21 protein-coding genes, 1 pseudogene and 1 other annotated feature are annotated in these 25,081 nt (G+C 62.9%); of the genes and pseudogenes, 11 read left to right on the top strand and 11 right to left on the bottom strand.

The window, feature by feature from the left end:
• The first annotated feature begins 30 nt into the window (after window positions 1–30).
• Window positions 31–86, top strand: a sequence feature (sul1 is cis-regulatory element that is thought to sense ions involved in sulfur or methionine metabolism; They are found in Alphaproteobacteria).
• Window positions 86–285, top strand: a pseudogene (locus ACZ48C_RS17675) (sodium-independent anion transporter); the annotation flags it as partial. (Overlaps the previous feature by 1 nt.)
• Window positions 286–516: 231 nt before the next feature.
• Here ACZ48C_RS17675 and ACZ48C_RS17670 read toward each other — a convergent pair.
• The 6 genes from ACZ48C_RS17670 to ACZ48C_RS17645 form a co-directional block, all read right to left on the bottom strand.
• Window positions 517–2,169: an OFA family MFS transporter gene (locus ACZ48C_RS17670; RefSeq protein ID WP_464783477.1), complete on the bottom strand. Its 1,653-nt coding sequence runs from the start codon at window positions 2,167–2,169 to the stop codon at window positions 517–519.
• Window positions 2,170–2,402: 233 nt separating this feature from the next.
• A complete protein-coding gene (locus tag ACZ48C_RS17665) occupies window positions 2,403–4,412 on the bottom strand; it encodes a sensor histidine kinase (RefSeq protein ID WP_464783476.1) in 2,010 nt (669 codons plus the stop codon).
• Window positions 4,405–5,919 carry a sigma-54-dependent transcriptional regulator gene (locus ACZ48C_RS17660; protein ID WP_464783475.1) on the bottom strand — a complete coding sequence of 505 codons (1,515 nt, stop codon included), beginning with the start codon at window positions 5,917–5,919 and terminating at the stop codon, window positions 4,405–4,407. Before ACZ48C_RS17660 ends, ACZ48C_RS17665 begins: the two co-directional genes overlap by 8 nt.
• Before the next feature lie 309 nt (window positions 5,920–6,228).
• Window positions 6,229–6,456: a hypothetical protein gene (locus tag ACZ48C_RS17655; RefSeq protein WP_464783474.1), complete on the bottom strand. Its 228-nt coding sequence runs from the start codon at window positions 6,454–6,456 to the stop codon at window positions 6,229–6,231.
• A gap of 59 nt (window positions 6,457–6,515) precedes the next feature.
• Complete coding sequence (locus ACZ48C_RS17650) at window positions 6,516–7,535, bottom strand: GntR family transcriptional regulator (RefSeq protein WP_464783473.1); 1,020 nt, start codon at window positions 7,533–7,535, stop codon at window positions 6,516–6,518.
• Complete coding sequence (locus ACZ48C_RS17645) at window positions 7,511–9,052, bottom strand: UxaA family hydrolase (protein ID WP_464783472.1); 1,542 nt, start codon at window positions 9,050–9,052, stop codon at window positions 7,511–7,513. Before ACZ48C_RS17645 ends, ACZ48C_RS17650 begins: the two co-directional genes overlap by 25 nt.
• A 201-nt stretch (window positions 9,053–9,253) precedes the next feature.
• Between ACZ48C_RS17645 and ACZ48C_RS17640 the strand changes: the two genes are divergently transcribed.
• The 6 genes from ACZ48C_RS17640 to ACZ48C_RS17615 all read left to right on the top strand — a co-directional run bounded on the left by ACZ48C_RS17640 (window position 9,254) and on the right by ACZ48C_RS17615 (window position 14,025).
• Window positions 9,254–9,934 (top strand): amino acid ABC transporter permease, encoded by a 681-nt coding sequence (locus tag ACZ48C_RS17640; protein WP_318913995.1) that lies wholly within the window; start codon window positions 9,254–9,256, stop codon window positions 9,932–9,934.
• Between the two features lie 9 nt (window positions 9,935–9,943).
• Window positions 9,944–10,588: an amino acid ABC transporter permease gene (locus ACZ48C_RS17635; RefSeq protein ID WP_119254820.1), complete on the top strand. Its 645-nt coding sequence runs from the start codon at window positions 9,944–9,946 to the stop codon at window positions 10,586–10,588.
• Between the two features lie 74 nt (window positions 10,589–10,662).
• Window positions 10,663–11,382 (top strand): amino acid ABC transporter ATP-binding protein, encoded by a 720-nt coding sequence (locus ACZ48C_RS17630; protein ID WP_318913993.1) that lies wholly within the window; start codon window positions 10,663–10,665, stop codon window positions 11,380–11,382.
• A gap of 26 nt (window positions 11,383–11,408) precedes the next feature.
• Window positions 11,409–12,218, top strand: a complete 810-nt coding sequence (locus tag ACZ48C_RS17625) for a transporter substrate-binding domain-containing protein (protein WP_119254818.1) — start codon at window positions 11,409–11,411, stop codon at window positions 12,216–12,218.
• 67 nt (window positions 12,219–12,285) lie between these two features.
• A complete protein-coding gene (locus ACZ48C_RS17620; protein ID WP_464783471.1) occupies window positions 12,286–13,215 on the top strand; it encodes a dihydrodipicolinate synthase family protein in 930 nt (309 codons plus the stop codon).
• Window positions 13,216–13,218: 3 nt separating this feature from the next.
• Complete coding sequence (locus tag ACZ48C_RS17615; RefSeq protein ID WP_318913988.1) at window positions 13,219–14,025, top strand: shikimate dehydrogenase family protein; 807 nt, start codon at window positions 13,219–13,221, stop codon at window positions 14,023–14,025.
• A gap of 840 nt (window positions 14,026–14,865) precedes the next feature.
• On the opposite strand, the gene ACZ48C_RS17610 is transcribed toward ACZ48C_RS17615, so the two are convergent.
• The 4 genes from ACZ48C_RS17610 to ACZ48C_RS17595 all read right to left on the bottom strand — a co-directional run bounded on the left by ACZ48C_RS17610 (window position 14,866) and on the right by ACZ48C_RS17595 (window position 18,780).
• Complete coding sequence (locus tag ACZ48C_RS17610; RefSeq protein WP_464783470.1) at window positions 14,866–15,723, bottom strand: sugar phosphate isomerase/epimerase family protein; 858 nt, start codon at window positions 15,721–15,723, stop codon at window positions 14,866–14,868.
• A 56-nt stretch (window positions 15,724–15,779) separates the two neighbouring features.
• Window positions 15,780–16,556: an ATP-binding cassette domain-containing protein gene (locus tag ACZ48C_RS17605; protein ID WP_424547914.1), complete on the bottom strand. Its 777-nt coding sequence runs from the start codon at window positions 16,554–16,556 to the stop codon at window positions 15,780–15,782.
• Window positions 16,553–17,635, bottom strand: a complete 1,083-nt coding sequence (locus tag ACZ48C_RS17600) for an ABC transporter permease (protein ID WP_464783469.1) — start codon at window positions 17,633–17,635, stop codon at window positions 16,553–16,555. The genes ACZ48C_RS17605 and ACZ48C_RS17600 overlap by 4 nt, the downstream gene beginning before the upstream one ends.
• A 116-nt stretch (window positions 17,636–17,751) precedes the next feature.
• A complete protein-coding gene (locus ACZ48C_RS17595) occupies window positions 17,752–18,780 on the bottom strand; it encodes a substrate-binding domain-containing protein (protein WP_464783468.1) in 1,029 nt (342 codons plus the stop codon).
• 465 nt (window positions 18,781–19,245) lie between these two features.
• Between ACZ48C_RS17595 and ACZ48C_RS17590 the strand changes: the two genes are divergently transcribed.
• The 4 genes from ACZ48C_RS17590 (at window position 19,246) to ACZ48C_RS17575 (ending at window position 22,938) form a co-directional block, all read left to right on the top strand.
• Window positions 19,246–20,460: an ROK family transcriptional regulator gene (locus ACZ48C_RS17590; protein WP_464783467.1), complete on the top strand. Its 1,215-nt coding sequence runs from the start codon at window positions 19,246–19,248 to the stop codon at window positions 20,458–20,460.
• An 86-nt stretch (window positions 20,461–20,546) separates the two neighbouring features.
• Window positions 20,547–21,443 carry an ROK family protein gene (locus tag ACZ48C_RS17585; protein WP_464783466.1) on the top strand — a complete coding sequence of 299 codons (897 nt, stop codon included), beginning with the start codon at window positions 20,547–20,549 and terminating at the stop codon, window positions 21,441–21,443.
• A gap of 13 nt (window positions 21,444–21,456) precedes the next feature.
• Window positions 21,457–22,245 (top strand): inositol monophosphatase family protein, encoded by a 789-nt coding sequence (locus tag ACZ48C_RS17580; RefSeq protein ID WP_464783465.1) that lies wholly within the window; start codon window positions 21,457–21,459, stop codon window positions 22,243–22,245.
• Window positions 22,246–22,251: 6 nt separating this feature from the next.
• Entirely contained in the window at window positions 22,252–22,938 is a 687-nt protein-coding gene (locus ACZ48C_RS17575; RefSeq protein WP_464783464.1) for an HAD family hydrolase, read from the top strand.
• A gap of 696 nt (window positions 22,939–23,634) precedes the next feature.
• Here the strand turns inward: ACZ48C_RS17575 and ACZ48C_RS17570 are convergent.
• On the bottom strand, window positions 23,635–25,059 hold the full coding sequence (locus ACZ48C_RS17570; RefSeq protein WP_464783463.1) for an MFS transporter: 1,425 nt from the start codon (window positions 25,057–25,059) through the stop codon (window positions 23,635–23,637).
• Window positions 25,060–25,081 lie beyond the last annotated feature (22 nt).

Raw genomic sequence — 25,081 nt, 5'->3', positions numbered from 1 at the left:
CGCGCAACATTTTCTATAACGGCTTCGTTTCCCGGATCTGGTAAAACTCCGAGTGGCTCTTCTGGCCGCCGATCGGCCAGACAACATATCGATCGGCACGTTTTCCTGGTGCTCGATCCTGAACCTGCGCCGATCGTGACGCCGGCGACGATGGCCACTGTGGTCGGTATACACGACCTTGCAAAGGGCGTTCTCGTCGGCGTGTTGCTCCCAGACCTGTTCTTCGCCGGCAAGATTGCGAGGCTCTTCCGCGCCCGCTCCACCCTGAACGAGGAGGAGAGCGAACTCCGCCCGATTCCGCAACTGCACGCGCAGCCCTTCCGCGACGTCATTCCAAGGCAGGTCCGGCTTCGGTCGGGCCCTTCCGGTCCGAACGGCATTTTATTGCCGAACCAAGCCGGGATCTGGCAAATTCCTGCCAGATCGATCCTCCATCAGCCCCGGCCAATGGCCGGGACTGTAGCCAGTATCCTCAGAGCACTTTCAGCAAAAGTGCGCAGCGGTTTTACTGGAACTCTAGAACAGTGCCGCCGTGTTTTTCAGCGTTACCCAGATACCCCAGAGCAGCGGAATGCCGACGGCAGCCCAGGCAAGCACCGCCTTGGCATCGAGGCCGCCCGTGCCGATGCCGAACGAACCGCTCGGACCGACACTTGCCGCCGCGGATTTGGCTTGTAGCGAAGCGACCTCCTCGTCAGACATGAACCACTTGTCGGCGAGCGGGCGTACCAGAAGATTGGCGATGAAACCGAGTGCCAGCATGCCCGCCAGGATATACATCGTTCCGGTATAAAGCGCCGGGCCCGGCTCCACACCGGCGGAGATCTGCGCCTCGCGGATATAGTTGACGACGACCGGACCTACGATGCCGGCCGTCGCCCAGGCCGTCAGCAGGCGGCCGTGGATGGCTCCCACGAACTGCGTGCCGAATATGTCGGCGAGATAGGCGGGAACGGTAGAGAAACCACCACCATACATCGACAGGATGATGCCAAGGGCCAGCACGAAGAACGCCTTGCTGCCCATATCCGCCAGCGTCGGCGCCAGGGCATAAAGAACGATACCGAGGATGAAGAAGGTGTAATAGGTGTTCTTGCGGCCGATCTGGTCGGACAGCGAGGCCCAGAAGAAGCGCCCGCCGATGTTGAAGAGCGACAGAAGGCCGGTAAAGCCCGCCGCGATGGCGGCAATGGCCGCCTTCTGGTCCGTGTCGAGCTGGCCGAAGCTGAGTTCCGGCTGGCCGATGAGGCGACCGCCGAAGATTTCCTGCAGCATCGGCGAAGCCATGCCGATCACACCGATACCGGCGGAGACGTTGAGGCAGAGGACGAGCCAGATCAGCCAGAACTGCGCGGTCTTGTGCGCGTCGCGCAGATGGACATGGCGGGCGGTGACCATGGTCGACTTGGCCGCCGGCGGCGTCCAGCCCTCGGGCCGCCAGCCGGCCGGCGGGATGCGGTAGCCGAAGGCGCCCCCCATCATGAAGCAAAAATAAATCGCCGCCATGACGAGGAAGGTCTGCCAGACGCCGGCGGACATATCGCTCTTGAAGACGTTCATCAGGAGATTGGCGAGCGGCGCGCCGATCATCGCTCCGCCGCCAAAGCCCATGATCGCCATGCCGGTCGCCATGCCGCGCCGGTCCGGGAACCACTTGATCAGAGTGGAGACCGGCGAGATATAGCCAAGCCCGAGGCCGATACCGCCGATGACGCCGGCGCCGAGCCACATCAGCCAGAGCTGGTGCGTCATGACGCCGACGGCTGCGACAGCAATGCCGCCGCACCAGCAGCAGGCCGAGACGAAACCCGCCTTGCGCGGGCCGACGCGCTCCAGCCATCCGCCCCAGATGGCGGCCGAACAGCCAAGGAGCACAAAGAACAGCGTGTAGATCCAGCCGAGATCGGCAACCCGCCAGTTGCAGCTCGTGGTGACGAGCGCGGACAGGAGATTGATATCCGCGCAGGTCCCATCGGCAGCGCCCGGAATCGCCTTGGACAGCGGCAGCCAGAACACGCTGAAGCCATAGGCCATGCCGATGCACAGATGGATGGCGAGCGCAGCCGGCGGAACGAGCCAGCGATTGAAACCGGGCCGGGCGACGATGCGCTCCCGGTCAAGGATGCTGCCGGAATAACCGCCGGCATAGGTTTCGGTCGATACAGTCATGTTTCTCCTCCGCAACGCATCGTCCCGATGCGCAGATGTCGCGACAGGGAGAGGAACGATTTCCCCCGCACCCGGCAAAACGCCCGCATCCTCCATGCAGACGACAGGCCGGGCCTCCCGCAACGAACCCTGCAAGGCGCATGCCAAAGAGTATGACTTTTCAAATCAGGGATTTAGCGAAGCGCCGACGGAGAAACCGGACAATTTGTCCGGCCGGCAGACAAATTGTCCGCTCATTCCGCCTCCGGCAGCCAGACGATGAAGGTCGCGCCCTCGCCCGGCCGGCTGGCGAGCGAGATGGCTCCGCCCTGCCGCGTCACCAGCGTCTGACTGATGGAAAGGCCGAGGCCCGTGCCCTCCTGCCGCTTGGTGGTGAAGAATGGATCGAACACCCTCGCCGCCACCTCCGGATCCATGCCAACGCCGCTGTCGCTGACGACGATCTCCACGCCGGGCCGCCCCCGGCGCGTGCTGTCGCGCGTCTCGATACCGAGCCTGCCGCCGTCGGGCATGGCATGAATGGCGTTCACTACCAGATTGACGACGACCTGCTGCAGCTCCGTGCGGTTCATCAGCACCAGCCGCTCCGCCGTATTCTCCAGCCGCACCTCGATTGCCGCCTTGGCGAGCAGATGCTGGACGAGCGGCAGGCAATCGGCGATCACCATATCGGGTGCATGGCGGTCGACGAAACCCGCGAATTCCTCCGGTTTGGCGAATTGCAGGAGTTTGGTGACGATCAAGCTGATGCGCTGGATCTGATCATCGAGAAGCTGGAACTCCACCTTCGCCTGCTCGGCCTGTTCTCCCACCACGGACCGGATGACCTCCAGATTGCCCTGCATGACAGCGATGGGATTGTTGATCTCATGCGCCACGCCAGCCGTGATCTCACCGATGGCGGCAAGCTTTTCCGACATGATGAGCTGCTTGGTGGTCGCCTCGAGTTGCCGGTTGGCAAGCTTGAGTTCACGCGTGCGCTCGTCGACGCGGGCGTTCAGCTCCTCGTTCCAACGCCTCAATTGCCGGTCGCTGCGTTCCAACTGGTCGAGCAGATCATCGAGATGCACGGCAACCCGGCCGATCTCGTCCCGGCTGTCGACTGCGCCGGTACGTGCGCCGAGATTCCCGCTCTCGACCTTGGCGATGGTCGCGTCGACCCGCTCGAGCGGCTCGAAGATACCGCGCGCCCAGCGCAGGAAGATCGGCACGCTCGCCGCCGTAATCGCCAGGAAGGCGAGAACGATGGTGAGTAGCGTCTGGCGCTTCGCAGCGGTGAAAGGCGTTTCCAGAAATCCGACATAGAGCATGCCGACGCGCTTCCCGCGACTGTCGGTGATCGGCTCGTAGGCGGAGATATACCAGTCGTTGACGACGAAGGCGCTGTCGAGCCATGTACGCCCCTCGCCGAGCACGGCCGAACGCACCGCCGCGGAAACACGCGTGCCGAGCGCGCGGCGGCCTTCGAAGAGGCGTACATTGGTGCTGATGCGCACGTCATCGAGGAACAGCGTCGCCGTTCCCTGGCTGCCCTCCGGCAAACTCGCCTCGCGATAGACGAGATCATTGATCGTATCGATGAAATTGAGGTTCTGGTTGAGCAGCATGCCGCCGACAAGCACGGCCCTGCGTCCCTCGGCGAGGGTCACCGGGCTGGCGCTCTGCACTACCATGCCACGCGTCTCCTCCAGCCGTTCCGTCGGCATCGCATTCGGCGTCGGAACGAGCGGCAGGCGCGCGCGGGCGGCAAGGCCCGGAGAGAGCTTTTCGAGATCGGTATTGTCGAAAATGGCGATGCCCGTCGACGGCTTGCCCGAGAGCGCATCGCGGATGACGGGCCAGTCGGTGCGAAGGACGCTGGCGGTCTGCGCCGTCACGGATGTGACGAGCCGTCCCTCCGGATCGATCAGATAGAGAAAATCGAGATCCAGCCGCGACGTCGCCTCATCGAGAAGAGCCGTCAGCCGGGATTTGTCACCGACGACATCCCGGAAACGCACCGAACCGCCGAGCGCAGTGATGTGCTCGCCGGTATTGTCGAGAATATGGGCAAGGTACTGGTGTGCGATGGTGAGGTCACCATTGACCTTGGAGATCAGCGCTGCATCGAACTTCTCGTTCCAGCGATAGACGGTGACGCCAAGCAGCAGCGGCAGGATAACCAGCATGGGTAGCAGCGCGATGGCGAGCAACCTGTAGCGCACGGAGCGCACCGCGCGAATCCCGTGCCCGCGGTCAGCCATCCCAGGCAGCCAGCTTCCGGTCGATGGTCTTGCGGGAGACGCCAAGCTGGCGCGCCGCCTCTTCGCGCTGGCCGTTACAGGCAGCGAGAACCGCAAGGATGTGCCGGCGCTCCACGTCCGCCAGCGACCCGCCCTCGCCAGCGGCAGCAGCTCCATATCCGAAGCTTTCGGGAAAGCGGCCGAGGATTAAGGCCCGCTCGACGAGGTTGCGCAGTTCGCGCACATTGCCTGGCCAGGCATAGGATGCAAGCACCCGCCGCGCCGCATTGTCGATTGGCACTACCGGCATGGCGAGCTGCGCGGAAAGCTTCTTCATGAAGAGGGTCGCAAGCTCCACCGCGTCGCCATCCCGTTCCTTCAAAGGCGGCAGATGAATATGCATAACGTTGATGCGGAAGAAGAGATCGGCGCGAAAACGACCAGCCTGCACCTCCTTCTCCAGTTCCGCATTGGTGGCGAAGACGAAGCGCAGATCGACCGGAACCTCACGTTCGGAACCGACCGGCCGCACCCTGCGATCCTCCAGCACGCGCAGCAGTTTGGCTTGCGTGGCGGGCGGCATCTCGCTGATCTCGTCGAGGAACAGCGTACCGCCCTGCGCATGCTGAAATAGGCCCTCCCGCCCTCGGTCGGCACCCGTGAAGGCGCCCTTCAGGTGACCGAACAGCTCGCTTTCGATCATATCCGCGGGGATCGCGCCGCAATTGACCGGAACGAAGGGTTTGCCCGCCCGATCGGACAATGCGTGCAGCGAACGAGCCGCCACCTCCTTGCCCGTGCCGGACTGGCCTGTCAGCAGCACGGAGGTCGGCAGCGGTGCAACGCGGGCAATCGTTTCGCGCACCCCGGCGATCGCGGCGGATTCGCCGATCAGCCGGTCGCGCAGCAGCATGTGGTCGGACGCCGCCTTCAGCTCGTAGCGCAGCACGTAGTTCTCGCGCTGCAGCCGGATCCGATCAAGACAGCGGGCAACCGCATTGAGCAGTTGGTTCGATCGAAAGGGCTTGAGGATGAAATCGACGGCTCCGGCACGCAGCGCCTGGATCGCGGTTTCGAGATCGGCATAGGCGGTCATCAGAATGGCATCGGCGAAGAAGCCGATCGCCCGCTGCTCGGCAAGCCATTCTACCCCGTTCTTCCTGGGCATGATGTTGTCGAGGATGACGATGTCGAAATGATGCTGATCAAGCTTCTGCGAAGCCTCGTTCGTATCGGCCGCCAGCTCCAGCCGCTTGCAGCGCGGACCGAGCGTGCGCATGAGGAAGTTGCGCATCCCCGGTTCGTCATCGACGATGAGAATGGAGGCTTGCGCCAGCCAGGGGCCGAATTCCGGATCGGCGGACGTGTCGCGCGATGCACGCGCGGCTTCAGTCGGCACCTGCGATCCTCCCGATCGTTTGTCGCCTCGAACGCGGCCACCATAGGAAACCGCCCTCGATAGCACAAGGCGAAGGAGCAAAGCTGAATTCCGGGATTCACGCTGCAGTATTGCGCCGGGATGTGTCATTGGCCGAAATCGCACGGCGAGCCGGCCATAGCGTGAGTTCCCCAAAGCGGGTCACCGCTCGGTCTCACTTCCGCCGGGCGTGGCGGCGGTGAGTGACCCCTCGCCGATGACACTCCCAGGGCCGGCTTCAAGGGCAAAGACCGGTTCTCCACCCGCAACACGACGCCCAAGGTGAGGGGGCAAACCCTGTCCGGCTGCGTGACGGTGACGGTCCGCTAAGCGGGTTCGGGGGCCGGTGGCGCCGACGCGCGGCTCCTCGTCGTCTGCTTCCTGTCGAAAACGGTTCTCACCCCTTCGTCGGGCGCGGCGCTACAAGGCATGGGCCATGGGCGCCTCGCCACCCGGGTCCCAGCCCGTTACCGATGATCTTTTCCGACGTGCCGAAGCCCTTCGCCATGTCCACTGTGCGGCAAGGTGCCGGTCGAAGAAACCGGTGATCTTGTCGAGCGGGATCACCTCCACCCTATCATAGAGGTTCACCCGGCTTGCAGTCGGGATGATCATGAACGACATCGGCTTCGTGCCCTTCCTCTTCATTCCGACGCCTGCAACCGGTCGCTGACGAGCTCAACGTCCATATCCCGGCGGCGCGGTCTCTAGTCGAAGACGTAAGGCAAATCGGCCATGACCTGGGAACTGCGGAAGGACTGAAGCCGGAGGGCGGCTTTTTCCGCCGAGAGCGCAAGATGGCGGATGAGGCGGCTGCGAAGGACCTCCCCATCCTTGTCACGCAAGGCCTGTACGATCTCCAGATGCTCTTCCATGAAGGGATCGACGCCGTTGCCGTTCTCGAGTGCGAGTTGGATATGCTTGCCCGCCACCAGGATACAGCGGCTGCGCTTCAAGGCTTCGACAATCTCGGGATTGGGGCTATAGCTGATGCAGTCGATGTGGAGATCGGCCTCCAGTCGGTCGAAGTCGGCGCCGGGAACGGCGGGAAATTCGCGCTGCACACGGTGAAGCCGCACTTCGACCGCGTCGAGCTTGGCAGGGGGTATGTGCTCCATCGCGCCGGTGAGGGCGACCGGTTCGAGAAGGATTCGCAACTGGTAGAGATTCTCGAAACGCACCTCGTCGAGCGGCACGATCCACCAGCGCGACCCGTCGTCCTTCTGCAGGATGCCAACCTCACGGGCATGGGTCAGAAGATCGTGGGCGACAGTGCGGCCGACATCGAGGTGGCGTGCCAGCGCCAGTTCGTTGACGCGCGCCCTGCCGAAGACCGAGCGCAGAATGATCTCGCGCTCGAATTCGTAGTAGAAGGGCTGCCAGGCGAAGATTTTGGCGTTCAAACCATCCTCGTCGTCGAGCATCAACATCTTCGGAGTAATCTTCAGCCTGCGCGGCGCCTCGCCCTTGCCGACGAGGAGCCCGCGCCCGTCGAAGCGACTGACGAGGCCCTCCTCTTCCAGCGAGGCGAGCGCACGCTTGACCGGCGAGCGGCTGGAACCGAACATTGCAGCAAGCGGCCCTTCCAACAGCACCGTCCCTTCCGACAGGGCGCGGGCCTCGATGCTTTTGCGGATCTGCGCCGCGATCGTCGCATAGGTGGTCGAGCCCGCCGGAGCGGCGGGCTCGGTCGCGGATGCTGTCAGGTTACGGCTCCGATCTGCCATGGCACAAACTCGTTGTCTCCGAATCCGAAATCCTCGCTTAGCGTGTGCTCGCCCGAAGCGACAGCCAGAATCTTCTCGAAGATACGTCGGCCGGCCGCCTCGATGCTATCCGTTCCGTTGACGATGTCACCGCAGTTGATGTCCATGTCGTCACTCATGTGCTCGTACATCTCGGTATTGGTGGCGACCTTGATGCAAGGGGCGGGCTTGAAGCCGGAGACCGAGCCACGGCCGGTGGTGAAGACGATGACGTTGCAGCCGCCCGCCACCTGTCCCGTTACGGCGACGGGGTCGTAGCCGGGCGTGTCCATGAAGACGAAGCCGGTGCGGTCGATGATCTCGCCATATTCGTAGACCGCCTCCAGCGGCATCGAACCGCCCTTGGCGACCGCGCCCAGCGATTTCTCGAGAATGGTTGTCAGCCCGCCAAGCTTGTTGCCATGGGAGGGATTGTTGTTGAGCTCGGCACCGTTACGCTCGGTATAGTGGCGCCACCACTCGATGCGGTCCATCAGCTTCTGCGCCACTTCGGCGCTGACGGCCCGGCGCGTCAGAAGATGTTCGGCGCCATAGATTTCCGGTGTCTCACTGAGGACGGCAGTGCCGCCGTGCTGGACGATGAGGTCAGCCGCATAGCCGAGCGCCGGGTTGGCGGAAATGCCGGAATAGCCATCTGAGCCGCCGCACTGCAGCGCGACCTTGAGGCCGGTGAGCGGCACGGTCGTGCGCCTGGCGGCGTTCACTTCCGGTAACATCTCGCGGATGATGTCGCTCGCCACCTCGATGGTCTTGCGCGTGCCGCCGAGGTTCTGGATCGTCATGGTGCGAAGGAGCGGGCCTTCCGTCAGCCCGAATTTCTGGACGATCGGGTCAATCTGGTTCGTTTCGCAGCCGAGGCCGATGAAGAGGATGCCGGCGAAATTGGGGTTGCGCGCATAGCCGGAAAGCACGCGCTGGAGATAGAGGTAGCCCTCCGTCTTCATGTTGATGGCACAGCCCGTGCCGTGCGTCAGCGCGACCACCCCGTCCACGTTGTCGTAGCCGTCGAGCCCGCCGCCGCGATTGAAATGGTCGGCGATGGCACGCGCCACCGTGGCAGAACAGTTCACAGAGGTGACAATGCCGATGAAATTGCGTGTACCGACCTGCCCATCGGGCCGCACATAGCCTTCAAAGCCGCGACGCTCGCCTTCAGGAAGAAGAGGCGTTTCGCGGGCGTCCTCGGCGAAATGATGGGTCGCGTGGCTTTCCTGCATAGCGAGGTTGTGCAGATGCACATGGTCGCCCGGCGCGATGGTTCCGGTCGAAACGCCAATGATCTGGCCGTATTTCAGGACGGCTTCACCCGGCGCGATGGTGCGTAGCGCGACCTTGTGGCCGCTCGGGATGTCCGTATGCGCGATGACGATTTCCCCACCCTCGGCAATCGCCGTGCCGCTGGGTATCGCCGTACGCGCCACGCCCACATTATCGGCCGGGTTGAGCCTGATCACCGGGGAGATCGTATCCGTCGTCATGAGAGAAATCCTAAAATGAATATTGCGTGCATAGATCATTCATGGTAGAGGCCGGAAAGTCAACTGCCAGTCGAGGGAAAATTGGCATGGGGAGGAGGCCCAGACAGATGCCTGTTGCGATCTTGCGATGTCGCCCGATGCCCGCTCGAAATGCGGGGGCTGCACTGCCTTCCGTCGTGAAGTCCGGAATCGCGTGCCGCCATGTATGAATTCGATTTCTCGTTCCTGAACGATTACCTGCCGGACCTCATCAATGGGGTCTGGCTGACCATCGGCATGACGGTCGCCTCGATCCTGCCGGGCTTTCTTCTCGGCACCCTCGTCGCCGTCGCGCGCCTTCGCGGCGGGCCGTGGGCGCAGCGCATCGCCACGGTCTATGTCGAGGCCATCCGCAACACGCCGCTGATCATTCAGGTGTTCTGGCTATTCTTCGGCCTTGCCTCGCTACAGGTCCATGTCGGCCCCTTCGCCGCAGCGGTGATCGCGCTCGTCATCAATGTCGGGGCCTATACCGCCGAGATCATGCGCGCTGGCTTCCAGACCATTCCGCGCGGTCAGCTCGAGGCGGCATCCTGTCTTTCGCTGAGCCCGTTCCAGTCTCTCGTCTATGTCGAGGTGCCGCAGGCGGTGGAGCGGGTCTATCCCGCCCTCGTCAGCCAGTTCGTGCTGATGATGCTGGCCACTTCCATCATGTCGCAGATTTCCGCTGAGGAACTGACGGGCGTCGCCTACATGATTCAGTCCTTCACCTTCCGCGGGTTTGAGGTTTACCTCGTCATCGCCGTCTTCTATCTCGGCCTCGCCTCGCTGCTGCGCGTGGTCCTGATGGGCATCGCGGAAGTTTCCTTCCCCCGCCGCCGCCGGCTACGCACGCCCCTCTGAGGTAGAACCATGCTGGGACTCACCATCCAACAGATCGCCTATATCTTCCAAGGCGCGGGCTGGACCATCGTCCTGTCGCTGCTCGGCTTCGTCGGCGGCACGATCCTCGGCCTGCCGCTGGCGCTCGCCCGCTCGGCCAAAGCCAGGTGGCTGCGCATCGTCTCCTCGGGCCTCGTCCAATTCATCCAGGGCGTGCCGCTGCCGGTTATCATGTTCGTCGTCTATTTCGGCATCAGTATCGGTGGCTTCGAGGTGCCCGCGCTGGCGGCCGCCGGCCTTGCCATGACGCTCTATTCCGGCGCTTATCTCGGCGAGATCTGGAAGGGCTGCATCCAGGCCGTGCCGAAGACCCAGTGGGAGGCGGCCGAATGTCTGGCGCTGACCAAGCCGCAGCGCTTCATCTATGTCATCCTGCCACAGGCCTTGCGCATCGCTATCCCGCCGACGGTCGGCTTCCTGGTGCAGATCGTCAAGAACACGTCCTACGCGGTCGTCATCAACTTCTTCGACCTCACCTATTCGGCCAAGGTCATCAATAACTCGACCTTCAAGCCCTTCACCGTCTTCACCATCGCCGCGCTGATCTACTTCGCCATCTGCTTCCCGATGTCGGTCATCGCGCGCCGCTTCGAACGAAAGCTTCACCGCAATTGAACCGCCGGGCCCAGACTCCATCATCGGCTCAATCACACGAAGGACAATCCATTATGTCAGGCGTAACCCAACCGATGGTTCGTTTCCATAACCTGCGCAAGAGCTATGGCCAGATCGAAGTGCTGAAGGGCATCGATCTCGAAGTGGCGCCCGGCCAGGTCGTCGCGCTGATCGGACGCTCCGGTTCCGGCAAGAGCACGGCGCTGCGCTGCGTCAACGGACTAGAACGCTTCCAGGCCGGCGAGCTGCAGGTTTGCGGCCATGACCTCGCCGCGGCGAAGGTCGACCTGCGCACACTGCGCCAAGACGTCGGCATCGTCTTCCAGAGCTACAACCTCTTCCCGCATCTGACGGTCGAGCAGAACGTCACGCTCGCCCCGCGCAAGGTCAAGGGCATCGCCCCGGCCGAGGCGCGGGAGCTTGCCAAGGAGGTGCTGGCGCAGGTCGGCTTGTCCGACAAGATCTCGTCCTACCCCGAGGAGCTTTCCGGCGGCCAGCAACAGCGCGTGGCCATCGCCCGCTCGCTCGCCATGCATCCGCGCCTGATGCTCTTCGATGAGGTCACCTCGGCACTCGACCCCGAACTGACCGGCGAGGTGCTGAAGGCCATCGAGCGCCTCGCCTCGAACGGCATGACGATGATGCTGGTGACACACGAGATGGCCTTCGCGCGCTCGGTCGCCGACCAGGTGGTCTTCATGCATCAGGGCCGTGTCTGGGAAGCCGGACCTGGTGACATGCTGCTCGATCCGCAAACGGCCGAACTTCGGCAGTTTGTCGGCAACGGGCTTTGAACCATTCAACCCAAGGAGGAGAAACCATGTTGAAACTCAAACTGGCCGCAACGGCCGCAAGCCTCGTGATCGGCCTTGCCTTCGGCGTCACCGCCGCCGGCGCGGCCGATGTGCCCGCCGCCATCAAGGAACGCGGCAAAGTGATCGTCGCCATCGACGTCAGCCACCCGCCCTACGGCATGCTGGATTCAGAGGCGAAGGAAACCGGCTCGGACGTCGAGACGGCCAAGCTGCTCGCCGAAGACATGGGCGTCCCGCTGGAGATCGTCCCGGTTTCCGGTGCCAACCGGGTGCCCTCGCTGATCAGCCGCAAGGTAGACATGGTGATCGCCTCGTTCTCGATCACCGCTGAGCGCAAGAAAGTCATTGATTATTCCAAGCCCTACGGCGTCATTCCGGTCGTCGTCTCGGCCTCCAAGGACACGGCCATCAAGGCGCCGGCCGATCTGGCCGGCAAGTCGCTCGCCGTGGCGCGCGGCACTACCGCTGACATCGAGCTGACCCGCATCGTCAAGGACAATGGCGTCGACGCCAATATCGTGCGCTACGAGGACGAGGCGACCACGAACACCGCGGTCGCGACCGGCCAGCAGAACATTCTCGCCGCCGCGCTTTCGACGGCGAACGAGGTGGCCGAGCAGAACCCGGCACTCAACCTGGAAGTCAAGCTCGACATGGCCGCCTATCCGATGGCCGTCGGCCTGCGCAAGGGCGACGACGAGCTGAAGGCCTGGGTCGACGAATGGGTTGCCAAAAACCTCGAAAACGGCAAGCTGAACGCGATCTACGAGAAGTATTTCCACCAGTCGCTGCCAAAGACCATTCCGGAAGAATAAGCCATTTGCCGGCGCGGGAAAAACCCGCGCCGGTCCTCCCATGACAGTTTTCAGTACAGGATAGACCATGACCGCCGACGCTATGCCCTATCGCGGATTGTTCCCCGTTGCACCGACGCCCTTCCATGACAATGGCGATATCGACCTGGAGGGTCAGCGCCGCGTGCTCGATTGCATGATCGACCAGGGCGTGGACGGCATCTGCCTGCTTGCCAACTATTCCGAACAGTTCCTCCTGACCGACGAGGAGCGCCGCATCCTCACCGAGGACAGTCTTGCCCATGTCGCCGGCCGCGTGCCGGTCATGATGACGTGCAGCCACTTTTCCACGCGCATCGCCGCCGAGCGTGGCGCCCACGCGCGAAAGCATGGCGCGAGCCTCCTGATGATGATGCCGCCCTATCATGGCGCGGGCGCGCTGCGCATCGACGAGCAGGCGATCTTCGATCATTTCGCCCGCGTGCAGGACGCCGCCGGCATTCCGATCATGGTGCAGGATGCACCGCTCAGCGGCGTACACCTGTCCGTGCCCTTCCTTGTGCGGCTGGCGCGCGAACTGCCACTGGTGCGCTATTTCAAGATCGAGGTGCCAGGCACCGCTGCCAAGCTGCGCGCACTGATCGCCGCCGGCGGCGCGGTGATCGAGGGGCCGTTCGACGGTGAGGAGGCGATCACGCTGATGGCCGACCTCGATGCTGGTGCGACGGGCGTTATGTCGAGCGCGCTGCTGCCCGATCTCATCCGACCGGTGATTGAGCATCACGTTGCCGGCCGGCGCGATCTCGCCGCCGCCGCGTACCAGCGCATCCTGCCGCTTATCAACTACGAGAACCGCCAGTGCGGTCTTCGTGCCGCCAAGATCGTCATGGCAGAGGGCGGCGTGATCGGCTCGGATGCCGTGCGCCATCCACTGGAGCCGGTCCATCCGGCTATGCGCGAAGGGCTGCTGGAGCTGGCGCGCGAAGTGAACCCGCTCGCGCTCACCTGGGGCAAGTAAGAGATGCCGGGCCGCGACCTCACCGCCATCACCGGCAAGACCCGCGTCCTCGGCATCCTTGCCGATCCGATCGGCCATGTGAAGGCGCCGCCCGGCATCAATGCCATCGCTATCCGGCGCGAGCGGGATGCGGTCATGGTGCCGTTCCAGGTCGCGCCGGAGCACCTCGCGGCCTTCGCCACCTCGCTACGCACGCTGAAGAGCTTCGACGGCGGCATCGTTACGGTGCCGCACAAAGGCGCGATGGCGGATATCTGCGACGAGATCACCCCGCGCGCCCGGATGATGGGCGCGGTCAACGTCATCCGTCGCGAGGATGACGGCCGGCTCGTCGGCGACATGCTGGACGGGGCGGGCTTCGTCGCTGGGCTTGCGTCCGAGGGTATCTCCGTTAAAGGCAGGCGGGTCTATCTCGTCGGCGCCGGCGGGGCGGCGAGCGCCATCGCCTTCGCCATGATCGAGGCGGGCGTTTCCCACCTGACGCTGGCGAACCGCACGTCGGCCAAGGCGCAGGATCTCTGCGACCGAATTCGCGGCCATGCGCCCGACGTCTCCGTCAGCGTCGGCACGGCCGACCCGGCGGGCCATGACATCGTGATTAACGGCACTTCCCTCGGTATGAAGCCCGGCGATCCGCTACCGCTCGACGGAGCGGGCCTTGCGCCCGGAATGGTCGTCGCCGAGGTCGTCATGGAGCCGGAGATCACCCCCCTGCTGGCCGCCGCCCGCGACGCGGGCTGCCGCATCCATCTCGGCAAGCCGATGCTGGAACAGCAGCTCGAACTGATGGCCAGCTTCTTCAAGCTTTGACGTCCCCGTACCGATCCGGTGGTGCGATTCCGATGCGTTAATCGGGTCCACGATCCAATCCTGTGGCTATTGCCACCCGCATGAGAGCCGCCCGCCCCGCATCTTCTCGAGGTGGCGTTCTATGTCTTGCGTAGATCATTGCTGCCGGGCGGAAGTTGTCGGTGGCACGAAGCGCATTTATCAAGCGAGATTTCAAGATGCGTCGCGGCATTCTTCTCTGCTGCCGCCAGCGCCACAGCACGATCACCATGTAGCTGGTTTTTCAGCTGCAAACTAAGGCGGCGCGAGGCGGTCATCGACAGGCGGAGGAGCTCGCCGAAAGATAGCCCCTCCTCCGTAGCAGACGGCACCTCTCCCTCCCGGTCGCTTTCACACCAAAAACCGTAATCGGTGCAAACCGGCCTAAGTGATCGCCGGGAAGAACAGGTCGGGGCGCGACATGCGCCACAAGACTTTCCTTTCGTTTGGGCGGCAAACCAGCGCCGCAGCCGCTCCGTCGACCGTGCCGCCTCCCCGCCGGCAACCTCATGCAACGCCCCGAAGGCCAGCCCTCCTCCCGGTAAGGCCCGATCGATATCGGGAACCGCGAAGGGCAGCGAGGAGGTGGGGCGCACGACCGCACCTTCAAGCGGACCATGCGCTCGCGAAGCTCGGCAAGCACGGAATCGATGGCATGGCTCGCCACGGCAGAATTGTTGCTTCTTCAGGGTTTTCGGCCGTCGTTTAAGCCGATACGCTCTTACGCTCTTTATTTGTTCCGATTGGCGAAGTGAGCCAATCGGGCCTCCGACCGAGAAGCCTCACCACAGCTAAAGCGTTGAAACGAATACAATAGCTCCATCAAGGGAACATCCGCCGCTCGGAGAGACAGGAAAATTTACTTAGGCGCAAGTGCCTCAAGCTTTCTCGTGCCACCTCACCGGGCTCTGCACTGCGGTGACCGAAACCAGTCTCGACGGTAACATGGCCGGTGTAATTCGCCGTCACGAGTGCCTCCATGCAGAGCAGCCAATCCGTCGTACCCTCGCCGATGGCCTTTCGCTGGGTGTCCGCCACGTGGATGTTGACGAGGTCAGCGCCCATCTCCGCAACATAGGCCGCGAAGCTCCCGCCTTCGAAATCCATGTGGAACGTGTCAAACATCAGCTTCACATTCGATGTCTGGACCGCCTCCATCATGCGGCGCGCATCGGCCGGCGTGTCGATGAGGTTGGTATCGGACGTGGTCGGCTCGATGACAATGGTAATGCCCCTGTCCTGCGCGTGGATGGCGATCTGGCGCAGGCACTCGGTGCTGTAGTCCCAGCCGGTTTCCGGCGACATGCCCTGCGCCCGCCAGCCGCCGATGTAGAGGACCATGCCGGCGCCGAGATCGGAGGCCAGATCGATGATGTCAATATAGTGTGACACCGTCGCCTGGCGCTCCGCCCTCAACGAGGAGCAAGGATTGCAGCCGAAGCCGCCGCCGATGGCGGGGAGGAGAGCGGAGATATCCAGCCCCTCAGCGTCGGCAATCGCGCGGATTTCCTTCCGGCGGTCCTTTGCCAGGTGCTGCGGCCAGGCATGGGGCGCGCAGCAACCGATCTCGACGGCATCATAGCCTGCCTCGGCGATGGAGCGGATCGCCTCGTCCAGCGTGTAGGTGGGCAGTAAGGTCGGGAAACTGCTGTAGGGAAAGGTGTTGAAGGCGAATTTCATGGCGCGGATATCCTTCGGCTGTCTTACCAGATCGCACACGATGGAGGATTCAAAGATCAGGCCACCGTCGGCGCCATGGCACCGGTCATGATCGCGACAGCATCGGACATGGAATAGTCCTTCGGCGAAATGACTGCCGCGCGCCGGCCGAGACGATGGATGTGGATGCGGTCGGCGACCTCGAAAACATGCGGCATGTTGTGGCTGATGAGTACGATCGGCACGCCGCGAGCCCGCACCTTGAGGATGAGATCGAGCACCTTGCGCGATTCTTTTACGCCGAGCGCGGCTGTCGGCTCGTCCATGATGATGACCTTGCTGCCGAAGGCGGCGGCGCGCGCGACGGCAACACCCTGCCGCTGACCGCCCGACAGCGTCTCCACCGGCTGCTGGATGTTCTGGATCGTCAAGAGACCGAGTTCCGAGAGCTTCGCACGGGCGATGTCGTTCATCGTCTGCCGGTCGAGTTGATGGAACAGCTTGCCGAAAAGGTTCGGACTGTAGATTTCCCGTCCGAGAAACATGTTGTCGCTGATAGACAGGGCGGGTGAAAGCGCGAGTGTCTGGTAGACCGTCTCAATGCCGGCCTTGCGCGCTTCGATGGGCGAGGAGAACGAGATCGGTACGCCATCGAGACGGATTTCGCCGCTATCGGGGCGGATGGCACCTGACAGCGCCTTGATGAGGCTCGACTTGCCTGCGCCGTTGTCGCCGATGACGGCGAGGATCTCGCCGGGCATCAGGTCGAATTCGCCATTGTCGATCGCAACCACGCGGCCGTAGCGTTTCATCAGGCCGCGGGCGCTGAGAACAGGGGTGACTTCGGTTTTCATGCGGAAACCTTTCTGATCCACTGGTCGACGGCGACGGCGATGATGATCAGCCAGCCGATGGCGAAGAGCTGCCAGAGGACATCGACGCCAGCGATGCGCAGACCCGATTGGAAGACGCCGACGATGAGCGCACCGACCAGTGGTCCAAGGATCGAGCCACGCCCGCCGAACAGCGAGATGCCCCCGATCACGACTGCGGTGATCGACTGAAGATTGCCCTCGAAGAAGCTGGTGGGCGACACCGCGCCGACACGACCGATGGCGGACCAGCCGGCAAGGGCACAGATGAAGCCGGCGACCGCGTAGACGGAGATGAGCACGCGATCGGTGCGGATGCCGGCGAGTTCCGCCGCCTCCTTGTCATCGCCGACAGCATAGATATGTCGGCCCCAGGCGGTGCGCGTCAGCGCGTACCAGAGCACGAGGAAGACGGCGACGAACAGGAGCGAGCCATAGCTGATCTTCGTTCCGAAGACCGACAGGTTCTCGCCGAAGAATTTCAGTATGGGCGCTGTCTGGTCGATTTCGCTGCCTCGGATCGACTGCGCGCCCGACAGATAGAGATTGAGCGCATAGAAGACGTTCCAGGTGCCGAGCGTGGCGATAAACGGCGGCAGCTTCACTCGGGTGACGAGAAAACCGTTCATTAGGCCGATGCCGGTACCGACGAGAAACGAGATAAGGAGCGATGGGATGGGCGGCCAGCCGAGCCTGACGGCCAAATTACCAGCCACGACCGAGCTCAGCACCATGATGGCGGCCACCGAGAGATCGATGCCGGCCGTGAGGATGACCAGGCTCTGGGCGACGGCGAGAATGCCGATGATCGAGACCTGCTGGACGATCAGCGACATGTTGTAAGGCGTGAAGAATTTGCTGCCGGCAAAAAGACCGAAACCGATCAACGACACCGCCAGCACGATAAGCGGCACGAAAGTGGGATAGCTGTGCAGGAAGCGCTGGAGCTTCTGCATCAGACCGATCGCGTCGGTATCGAATTGCGCAAAGCCGCCCGCGGGCTCTGCCGCTGCATCGGCGCCTTCGGCCTTGTCGGCCAGCGCGTCGAGATTGTTCGTCATGGATCCTATCCCTATGTGAGCCGGGAATGGGGCGGGCGGCGGACCGCCCACCCCGCGGCTTGCCCCGGGAGTGGCAGGCGAAAGGTCGTCAGAGACTTGCGGGTGCTAGCGCCGCATCAGCCCCAGCACTTCTTCAGGCCTTCGTCGGCAGTGATCGACGGCAGGCCATCGACAGGCTGATCGGTGATCAGTTCGACACCGGTGTTGAAGAAGTCGAGGCCGGGCGTGGGCTCCGGCTTCTTGCCGCTGTCGGCAAAGGCCTTGATCGCCTCGATACCCATGGAGGCCATCAGCAGCGGGAACTGCATGGAGGTGGCGCCAATCACGCCTTCCTTGATATTCTGTACACCTGGGCAACCGCCGTCGATGGAGACAATCATCACGTCCTTCTCGCGGCCTGCGGCCTTGATCGCCTCATAGGCGCCGGCAGCCGTCGGCTCGTTGATCGTGTAGACGAGGTTGATCTCTGGATCGATCTGCAGCAGGCTTTCCATGCCCGTCCGGCCGCCCTCCTCGTTGGCGTTGGTCACGGCATTACCGATGATGCGCGGATCATCCTCATCGCCGATATCGGTCGGGTTCTTGATGTCGATGCCGAAACCGGAAAGGAAGCCCTGGTTGCGCATGTAGTCGACAGTGATTTCCTGCGCATTGAGGTTCAGCAGTGCGATTTTCGCATCCTTCGCGGCATCGCCGAGCTTGCCAGCCGCCCATTTTCCGACAAGTTCGCCGGCCTTGAAATTGTCCGTCGCGAAGGTGGCATCAGCCGCATTCGCCGGATCGAGCGGTGTGTCGAGCGCGATGGTGAGCAGGCCAGCCTCGCGTGCCTTGGTGATGATTGGCACGAGCGCGCTGGAATCGTTTGGCGTCAGGAGAATACCCTTCGCTCCGCTGGCGATGCAGGATTCGATGGCGGCGATCTGCGTATCGGCATCGCCGTCCTGCTTGCCGGCGAAGGTCAGAAGCTCGATGCCGAGCTCTTTTGCCTTGGCGCTGGCGCCCTCCTTCATCTTGACGAAGAACGGGTTGATCTCGGTCTTCGTAACCAAACAGGCGGTGATCTTTTCCTGGGCTTGGGCCGGCGCAGCAAAGGCGGCTGACGCCAGAAGAGCGCCAAAGGCGGCGCGAGCAAAAGTCGAGTGCATTTCATCCTCCCATGAAGCAGGGCCTCTCCCCCGCGAATGTTGTGCGGACAGGCGCTCTCCCTAGCGCCCCGCCGGCAAAGGACTGCCCTTTCGCCCGGCGACGAGAATGCAAGCATCGATGACCAATCTTGTCAATATTTAATGCGGTATGATTTATTAAATTAATTGCGATAGTGCAGAAGCGAGTGCAAAATCAGCCGAAGCGATTTCAGAAAAATCCATTATCTTACTGAATACGCCCATATATTTAGCGATACACACCCGAAGTTTCCCTGCCGATCCTTACACGGCAAAGCCAATCGATATGCATAATAACAACTTCCGCATGATTTATTATTGACGATATGGCCTTTACCCCTCATATTTCGCCCACATCGGAGGAGTGACGCGCAGCCAGTTGGTGTGCGGGGCAAAGCGATATAAATTCACGTCGGCGCAGTGCGCATGACGGGAGGTGCAGGGAAGATGTTGAGCACGGACAAGGCAGTCGGCGAGCGGCTGGATACCAGCCGGGGCACGAACCAGACCGGAGTAAAGCTCTATAACGAACGGCTCGTGCTTTCGCTCGTTCGCACGCATGGTCCGCTGTCGAAGGGCGAGATATCACGTATGACAGGGCTTTCCGCGCAGGCCAGTTCCGTCATCATGAAGCAGCTCGAAATGGACGGCCTTCTGGTGCGCGGCGAGCCGCAGCGCGGCAAGGTGGGCCAGCCTTCCATTCCGATGGCTCTCAATCCGGAAGGCGCCTTCTCTCTCGGCTTCAAGATCGGCCGACGCTCCGCCGATCTCGCGCTGATGGACATGGTCGGGACACCACGTCAGATGATCCGCACGACCTTCGCCTATCCGACGCCGGCGCTGCTGAAGCAATTCTTCCAGACGAGCCTCGAGACGATCACCGACAACATGACGCGCATCCAGTTCAGCCGAGTGCGTGGCGTGGGCATCGCCGCGCCGTCGGAAATGTGGAGCTGGGAAGAGGAAGTCGGCGCGCCGCATGATGTGGTCGATGCTTGGCGCAACTTCGATCTCAAGGCCGAGGTCGCGCAGCTCTGCGACTGGCCGGTCCATTTTTACAACGACGCCACGGCGGCCTGCGCGGCCGAACTCGCCTTCGGCGAAGGCGGCAAATATCCGGATTTCCTCTATGTCTTCTTCGCCACGCTGGTCGGCGGCGGCGTGGTGCTCGACGGCAGCCTCTATCCCGGCCGTCGCGGTTATGCCGGCGCGATCGGATCGGCGCCGGTGTCCATGCCTGAGACGGGCAAGCCACCGAAACGGCTGATCCAGTGCGCCTCCATCTACCTCCTGGAGCGGATGATCCGCGACAGCGGCGGCGATCCGAGCCTCATCTGGCACAACAACAAGGACTGGAGCGCGCTCGGCGATGTCGTCGACCGCTGGGTAGAGCAGGCAACCGACAGTCTCGCGCTGGCGATCGGCAGCGCCATCTCCGTCATCGACTTCCACAATGTGGTGATCGATGGCGGCTTTCCGCCGGCCGTGCGAGCGAAGGTGGTGGCGCGCACGCGCCAAAAACTCGCCGCCATGGACGTGCAAGGCGTAGCGCCGGTAGAGATCGTGGAGGGGAAAATCGGCAGCGATGCCCGCGTGCTGGGGGCGGCCAGCCTGCCGCTCCTGGCCGAATATGCGCGGCATCGGGATCTGCTTTTCAGCTAACCGTACGGCGCGGGAGCGCCTTGCGGGCAAGAACATCGACAGACAATGAATGGGGCGCCCGTTTCTCGGGTGTCGGGAGGATTTGCGTGCTTATCGGTATCGACTGGGGTGGAACAAAGATCGAGGGCGTGGCCATGGAGCCGGATGGACGCGAGCTTTTGCGCCTGCGCCAGGATACGCCGCGTCATGATTATTTCGGCTGTATCCGCATGATTAAGGAGATGATCGACGGGCTGGAAACACAGACGGGGCGCAGCGGCTCGGTCGGCATCGGCATTCCCGGCTCGCTCGAACCCGTCAGCCGTCTCGGCAAGGGCGCGAGTTCCACCTGGCTGCTCGGCCGGCCGGTGGAGAAGAATCTTAACGACATTATCCAGCGCGAGCTGCGTATCGAAAACGATGCCGACTGCTTTGCCGCGTCGGAAGCGGTAGACGGCGCGGGGGCGGACCACAACGTCGTCTTCGCGGTAATCCTCGGCTCGGGCGCAGGGGCGGGCATCGCGATCGGCGGAAAGGCGCATCACGGCCCCAACAACAGCGGCGGCGAATGGGGCCACAATCCCCTGCCCTTTCCCGACGTCACGGAGATTTCCGGGCGTCCGTGTTATTGCGGCCGCCATGGCTGCATGGAGACCTGGGTATCCGGCCGCGCCTTCGAGGCGGAATATACCCGCCACACCGGCGAGGAATTGAAGGCGCGCGCGATCATCGAGAAGAAGCGGGCTGGTAACCGGCTTTGCGGCCTGCTCTGGGACCGTTATGTCGACCGCGTCGCGCGTGGTCTGGCGACGGTCGTCAACACGCTCGATCCGGACGTGCTGGTCATGGGCGGCGGCATGTCGAATGTCGATGAACTTTATGACGATTTACCGCCGGCGCTCGCCAAGCGAACGTTCTCAACGGTGTTCCACACCCCCATCAAGCGGGCGCTGCACGGTGATTCCAGCGGTGTGCGCGGCGCGGCCTGGCTCTGGCGCGATTGAAAGGACAGTTCCGATGATCAATTCCATGCTCGCGCAGCGCTATGACTTTGCGCTGACGCTGATCCGCGATGCCGGCGACCTCGCCCATGACTACTTCCGCCGGCGCGACAGCCTGACGATCAAGAGCAAGGGTGCCCAGGACATGGCCAGCGAGGCTGACCTGAACACCGAGCTTCTCATCAAGGAACGGCTGGCGGCCAGTTTCCCCGAGGATGCTTTCTTCGGCGAGGAAACCGGTATCTCCACCTATGCGCCGGGTCAGGGCATCTGGGTTGTCGATCCGATCGACGGTACACAGCCGTTCATTTCAGGCCTTTCCAGTTGGTGTGTGTCGATCGCCTTCGTGCAGGACAACGAACTGAAATTCGGTATGGTCTATGCGCCGGCTCGCAACGAGCTGTTTGCCGGCGGCATCGATTTCCCGGCCACGCTGAACGGCAAGCCCGTCGAGCGCCATCCCGGCCGCTCGGTGCATGAAGGCATCTGTGGCGTCGGCTATTCGCCGCGCGTGAAACCCGATGAATTCCTGCCGATGTTCGGCCGCCTGCTCCATGCCGGCGGCATGTTTTACCGCGAAGGCTCCGGCGCGCTGACCCTGTGCTACGTCGCAAGCGGGCGCCTTCTTGGCTATATCGAGCCGCATATCAACTCCTACGATTGCCTCGGCGCCATCGCCGTCATTCGAGCTGCTGGTCTGAAGACCAACGACTTTCTTGCCGATGACGGGCTGAACAAGGGCAATCGTGTCATCGCCGGCAACGACGCCGTCTATGCGGCACTTCTCGAAATCTACGGCAACTGACCGGTGATGGAGACCTTATCCCGCGCCGGGCGCACCTACGATGCCTTCCTGTTCGACATGGACGGCACGCTTCTCGATTCGACCGCGGTGGTGGAGCGCGTCTGGGGCCGCTGGTGCACGCGTCACGGCTTCGACCCCGCCGTATTCATCCCAACAATCCACGGTGTGCGGGCGATCGACGTCATCACGCCGCTTGTGCTGCCGGGTGTTGATCCGCTCCGGGAAGCGATTGCGATACAGGACGAAGAACTGAAGGATGTCGAAGGCATAAGACCGGTACCCGGCGCGATCGATTTCCTAAACGCTCTGCCGCGCGATCGCTGGGCGATCGTCACCTCTGCGCCGATCGAGCTTGCGCGCAGGCGCATGGCCGCTGCCGGCATTCCGTTTCCGGATGTCATAATCAGCGGCGAGGATGTAGCGAACGGTAAGCCCAACCCGGCTTGCTACCTGCTCGGCGCGAAACGGCTCGGGGTCGACCCGGCGCAATGCCTCGTCTTCGAGGACGCCCCCGCCGGCATTCTTGCCGCCGAAGGCGCGGGCGCCGACGTGACGGTTATCACCGCTACGCATCACACTTCGATGGTGACACCCCATCTGTCAGTATCTGACTATCGTACGCTCCTCGTTTTCACTCTCCAGACGGGGCAATTAAGGTTTGAACCAATAGCCCCGCACGCTCTGTTCTCGTAGCTTAGTCGTGAGCTTGATTAATTAGCAGAATCCACCCAAGGCCTGTTCAACTTGGTTGATCCGACCAAAGCCGCCTTGAGACCAGTATTATTTGTCTTCAAGGGAGGAAATGTTGCCACACCCGATGGTAGGATATCCGCACAGATCCTATGCGACCTCTTCGCAGCCACACACTTCCAACTGCGATCATGCCTCGGATGCAGGTTGCAAATTGGGCAGTTTCAACGCTCCGTCTCACTGCGAGCCTTGGAGGTTTATCAAGCAACATTAATATCGATTGCGAAGCGCATTTCAGCAATCCTCGTACAACTGCTGCTACCGGAGGCCATAGCGGCGCGGCAGGTCACTCACGGTCTTGAAAGGGTCCGAAACAACCATCCCGGCATCGTGATTTGCTCACACGCAATCTACTAGCGAAAGCACCAACTTGCCCGCGCGCAAACGACCGGGAGCTATTGGTTTCCCCACAGAACTGAGCCGGCTACACGCATAAATTCCGACGAGAATTGAGCCATGTGAAACTTCCCTCAACACGGTGAGCGACGGAGCAACGAAGTGATCCACATGGGGCTTTTAAACATCATCCGCCGTATGGCGCTGTGCGAGAAGTATCCAACCCCGATGCCCCAGCCGCGCGTGGCAACCACCGTGATCGTCGCCACGAGTGCATTCCTCGATCGCCCCCAAGGGCTGAAATCATCCTCCGCGCCGGTGCCCCGAAACTTCCGCGCCGGCGCCGGACGGCAGGGCGAGGAAGCGGAGGGCGGAGGCAAGGCCGATGGACGCGACGACGAGGAAGGCGGCGCGGATACCCGTCAGCATCGCCCCCGGGCCGGCGGGCACGAAGACCGACACTATGCGGATGACGGCGGCTGCGACGGCGATGCCGAGGAGCTGGGAGAGCTGCTGGAGCATGGCGGAGATGGTCGTCGCCGCGCTCCTCTGCCCGGCTGTCACGTCGGCGAAGGCGATGGTCGTCAGCGCTGTGAACTGCATGGAGCGGGAAAGGCCGCAGGTGATCAGCAGCGCGAAGAAGAGAAGCCGCGGCGTCTCGCCGTCGATGAAGGCGAAGATGCCAATGGTCAGCGCCGCGACGACGCCGTTGACGACCAGCAGGCTGCGGAAGCCGAAGAGGCGCAGCGCCGGCGTCGTCACACTCTTCATCAGGAGGTTGCCGAGAAAGTAGACGAGGATCAGCGAGCCCGTCTCCACCGCATCGAAGCCGAGGCCGACCTGGAACAGCAAGGGCAGCAGGAAGGGCGTGGCATTGACGGCGAGGCGCCCGGCGGTACCGGACGAGAGCGTGGCAAAGGCGAAGGTCGGCACCTTCAGCACCGCCAGGTCGAGCAGGGCATGCGGCACGCGCCGGAGATGACGGACGGCGAAGGCGCCGGTGACGAGGCCCGCCGCCAGAAGGGCGAGCGCGGCGGTGCCGCCGGCCGAGGAACTGGAGAATTCGAGGCCGGCCAGCGTCAGTGCCAGCCCTGCCCCGGTCAGCACGAATCCGGCAAGGTCGAATGGCCGGTCGCCCTCGGCCGGTGCAGACGGCACGAAGAAGGCGACGAGCACGACACCGAGAAGGCCGAGTGGCAGGTTGATGAAGAAGTTCCATTGCCAGCCAGCATGGGTGGTGATCCAGGCGCCGATCAGCGGGCCGATGACGGGCGCGATCAGCGCCGGCCAGGTAATCGTAGCGATCGCTCGCACCAGCTCAGCCTTCGGCGCGTCGCGCAGTACGAGCTGGCGGCCGACCGGCGTCATCAGCGCCGCGGATGCGCCCTGAAAGAGACGCGCGGCAGTGAATTCGGTCAGCGAGCCGGCAAGGCCGCAAGCGACGGAGGCGAGCGTGAAGAGCCCGATGGCGGCAAGAAAGACCGTGCGCGCGCCAAAGCGATCAGCGAGCCAGCCGGCCGGCGGAATGAAGACGGCCATGGCGAGCAGATAGGCGGTGAAGCCGATGTTAAGCGTCACGACATCCGTCGCGAAGGCCTTCGCCATCGCCGGCAGCGAAGTCGCGATGATCGTGCTGTCGAGCATCTGCATGAAAAAGGCCACGGCCACGACGGCCGGGACGATGCGGGTGCGGTGAAGCGGAAGCGGCGAGGAGGAAATGGACGACATCGCGGAACGGGACTTGGGGGCG

It is taken from the genome of Shinella sp. 1A1, assembly GCF_055379515.1.
The sequence above is the reverse complement of the archived record's forward strand: the minus strand, read 5'-3'. Positions and strand labels throughout refer to the sequence as shown.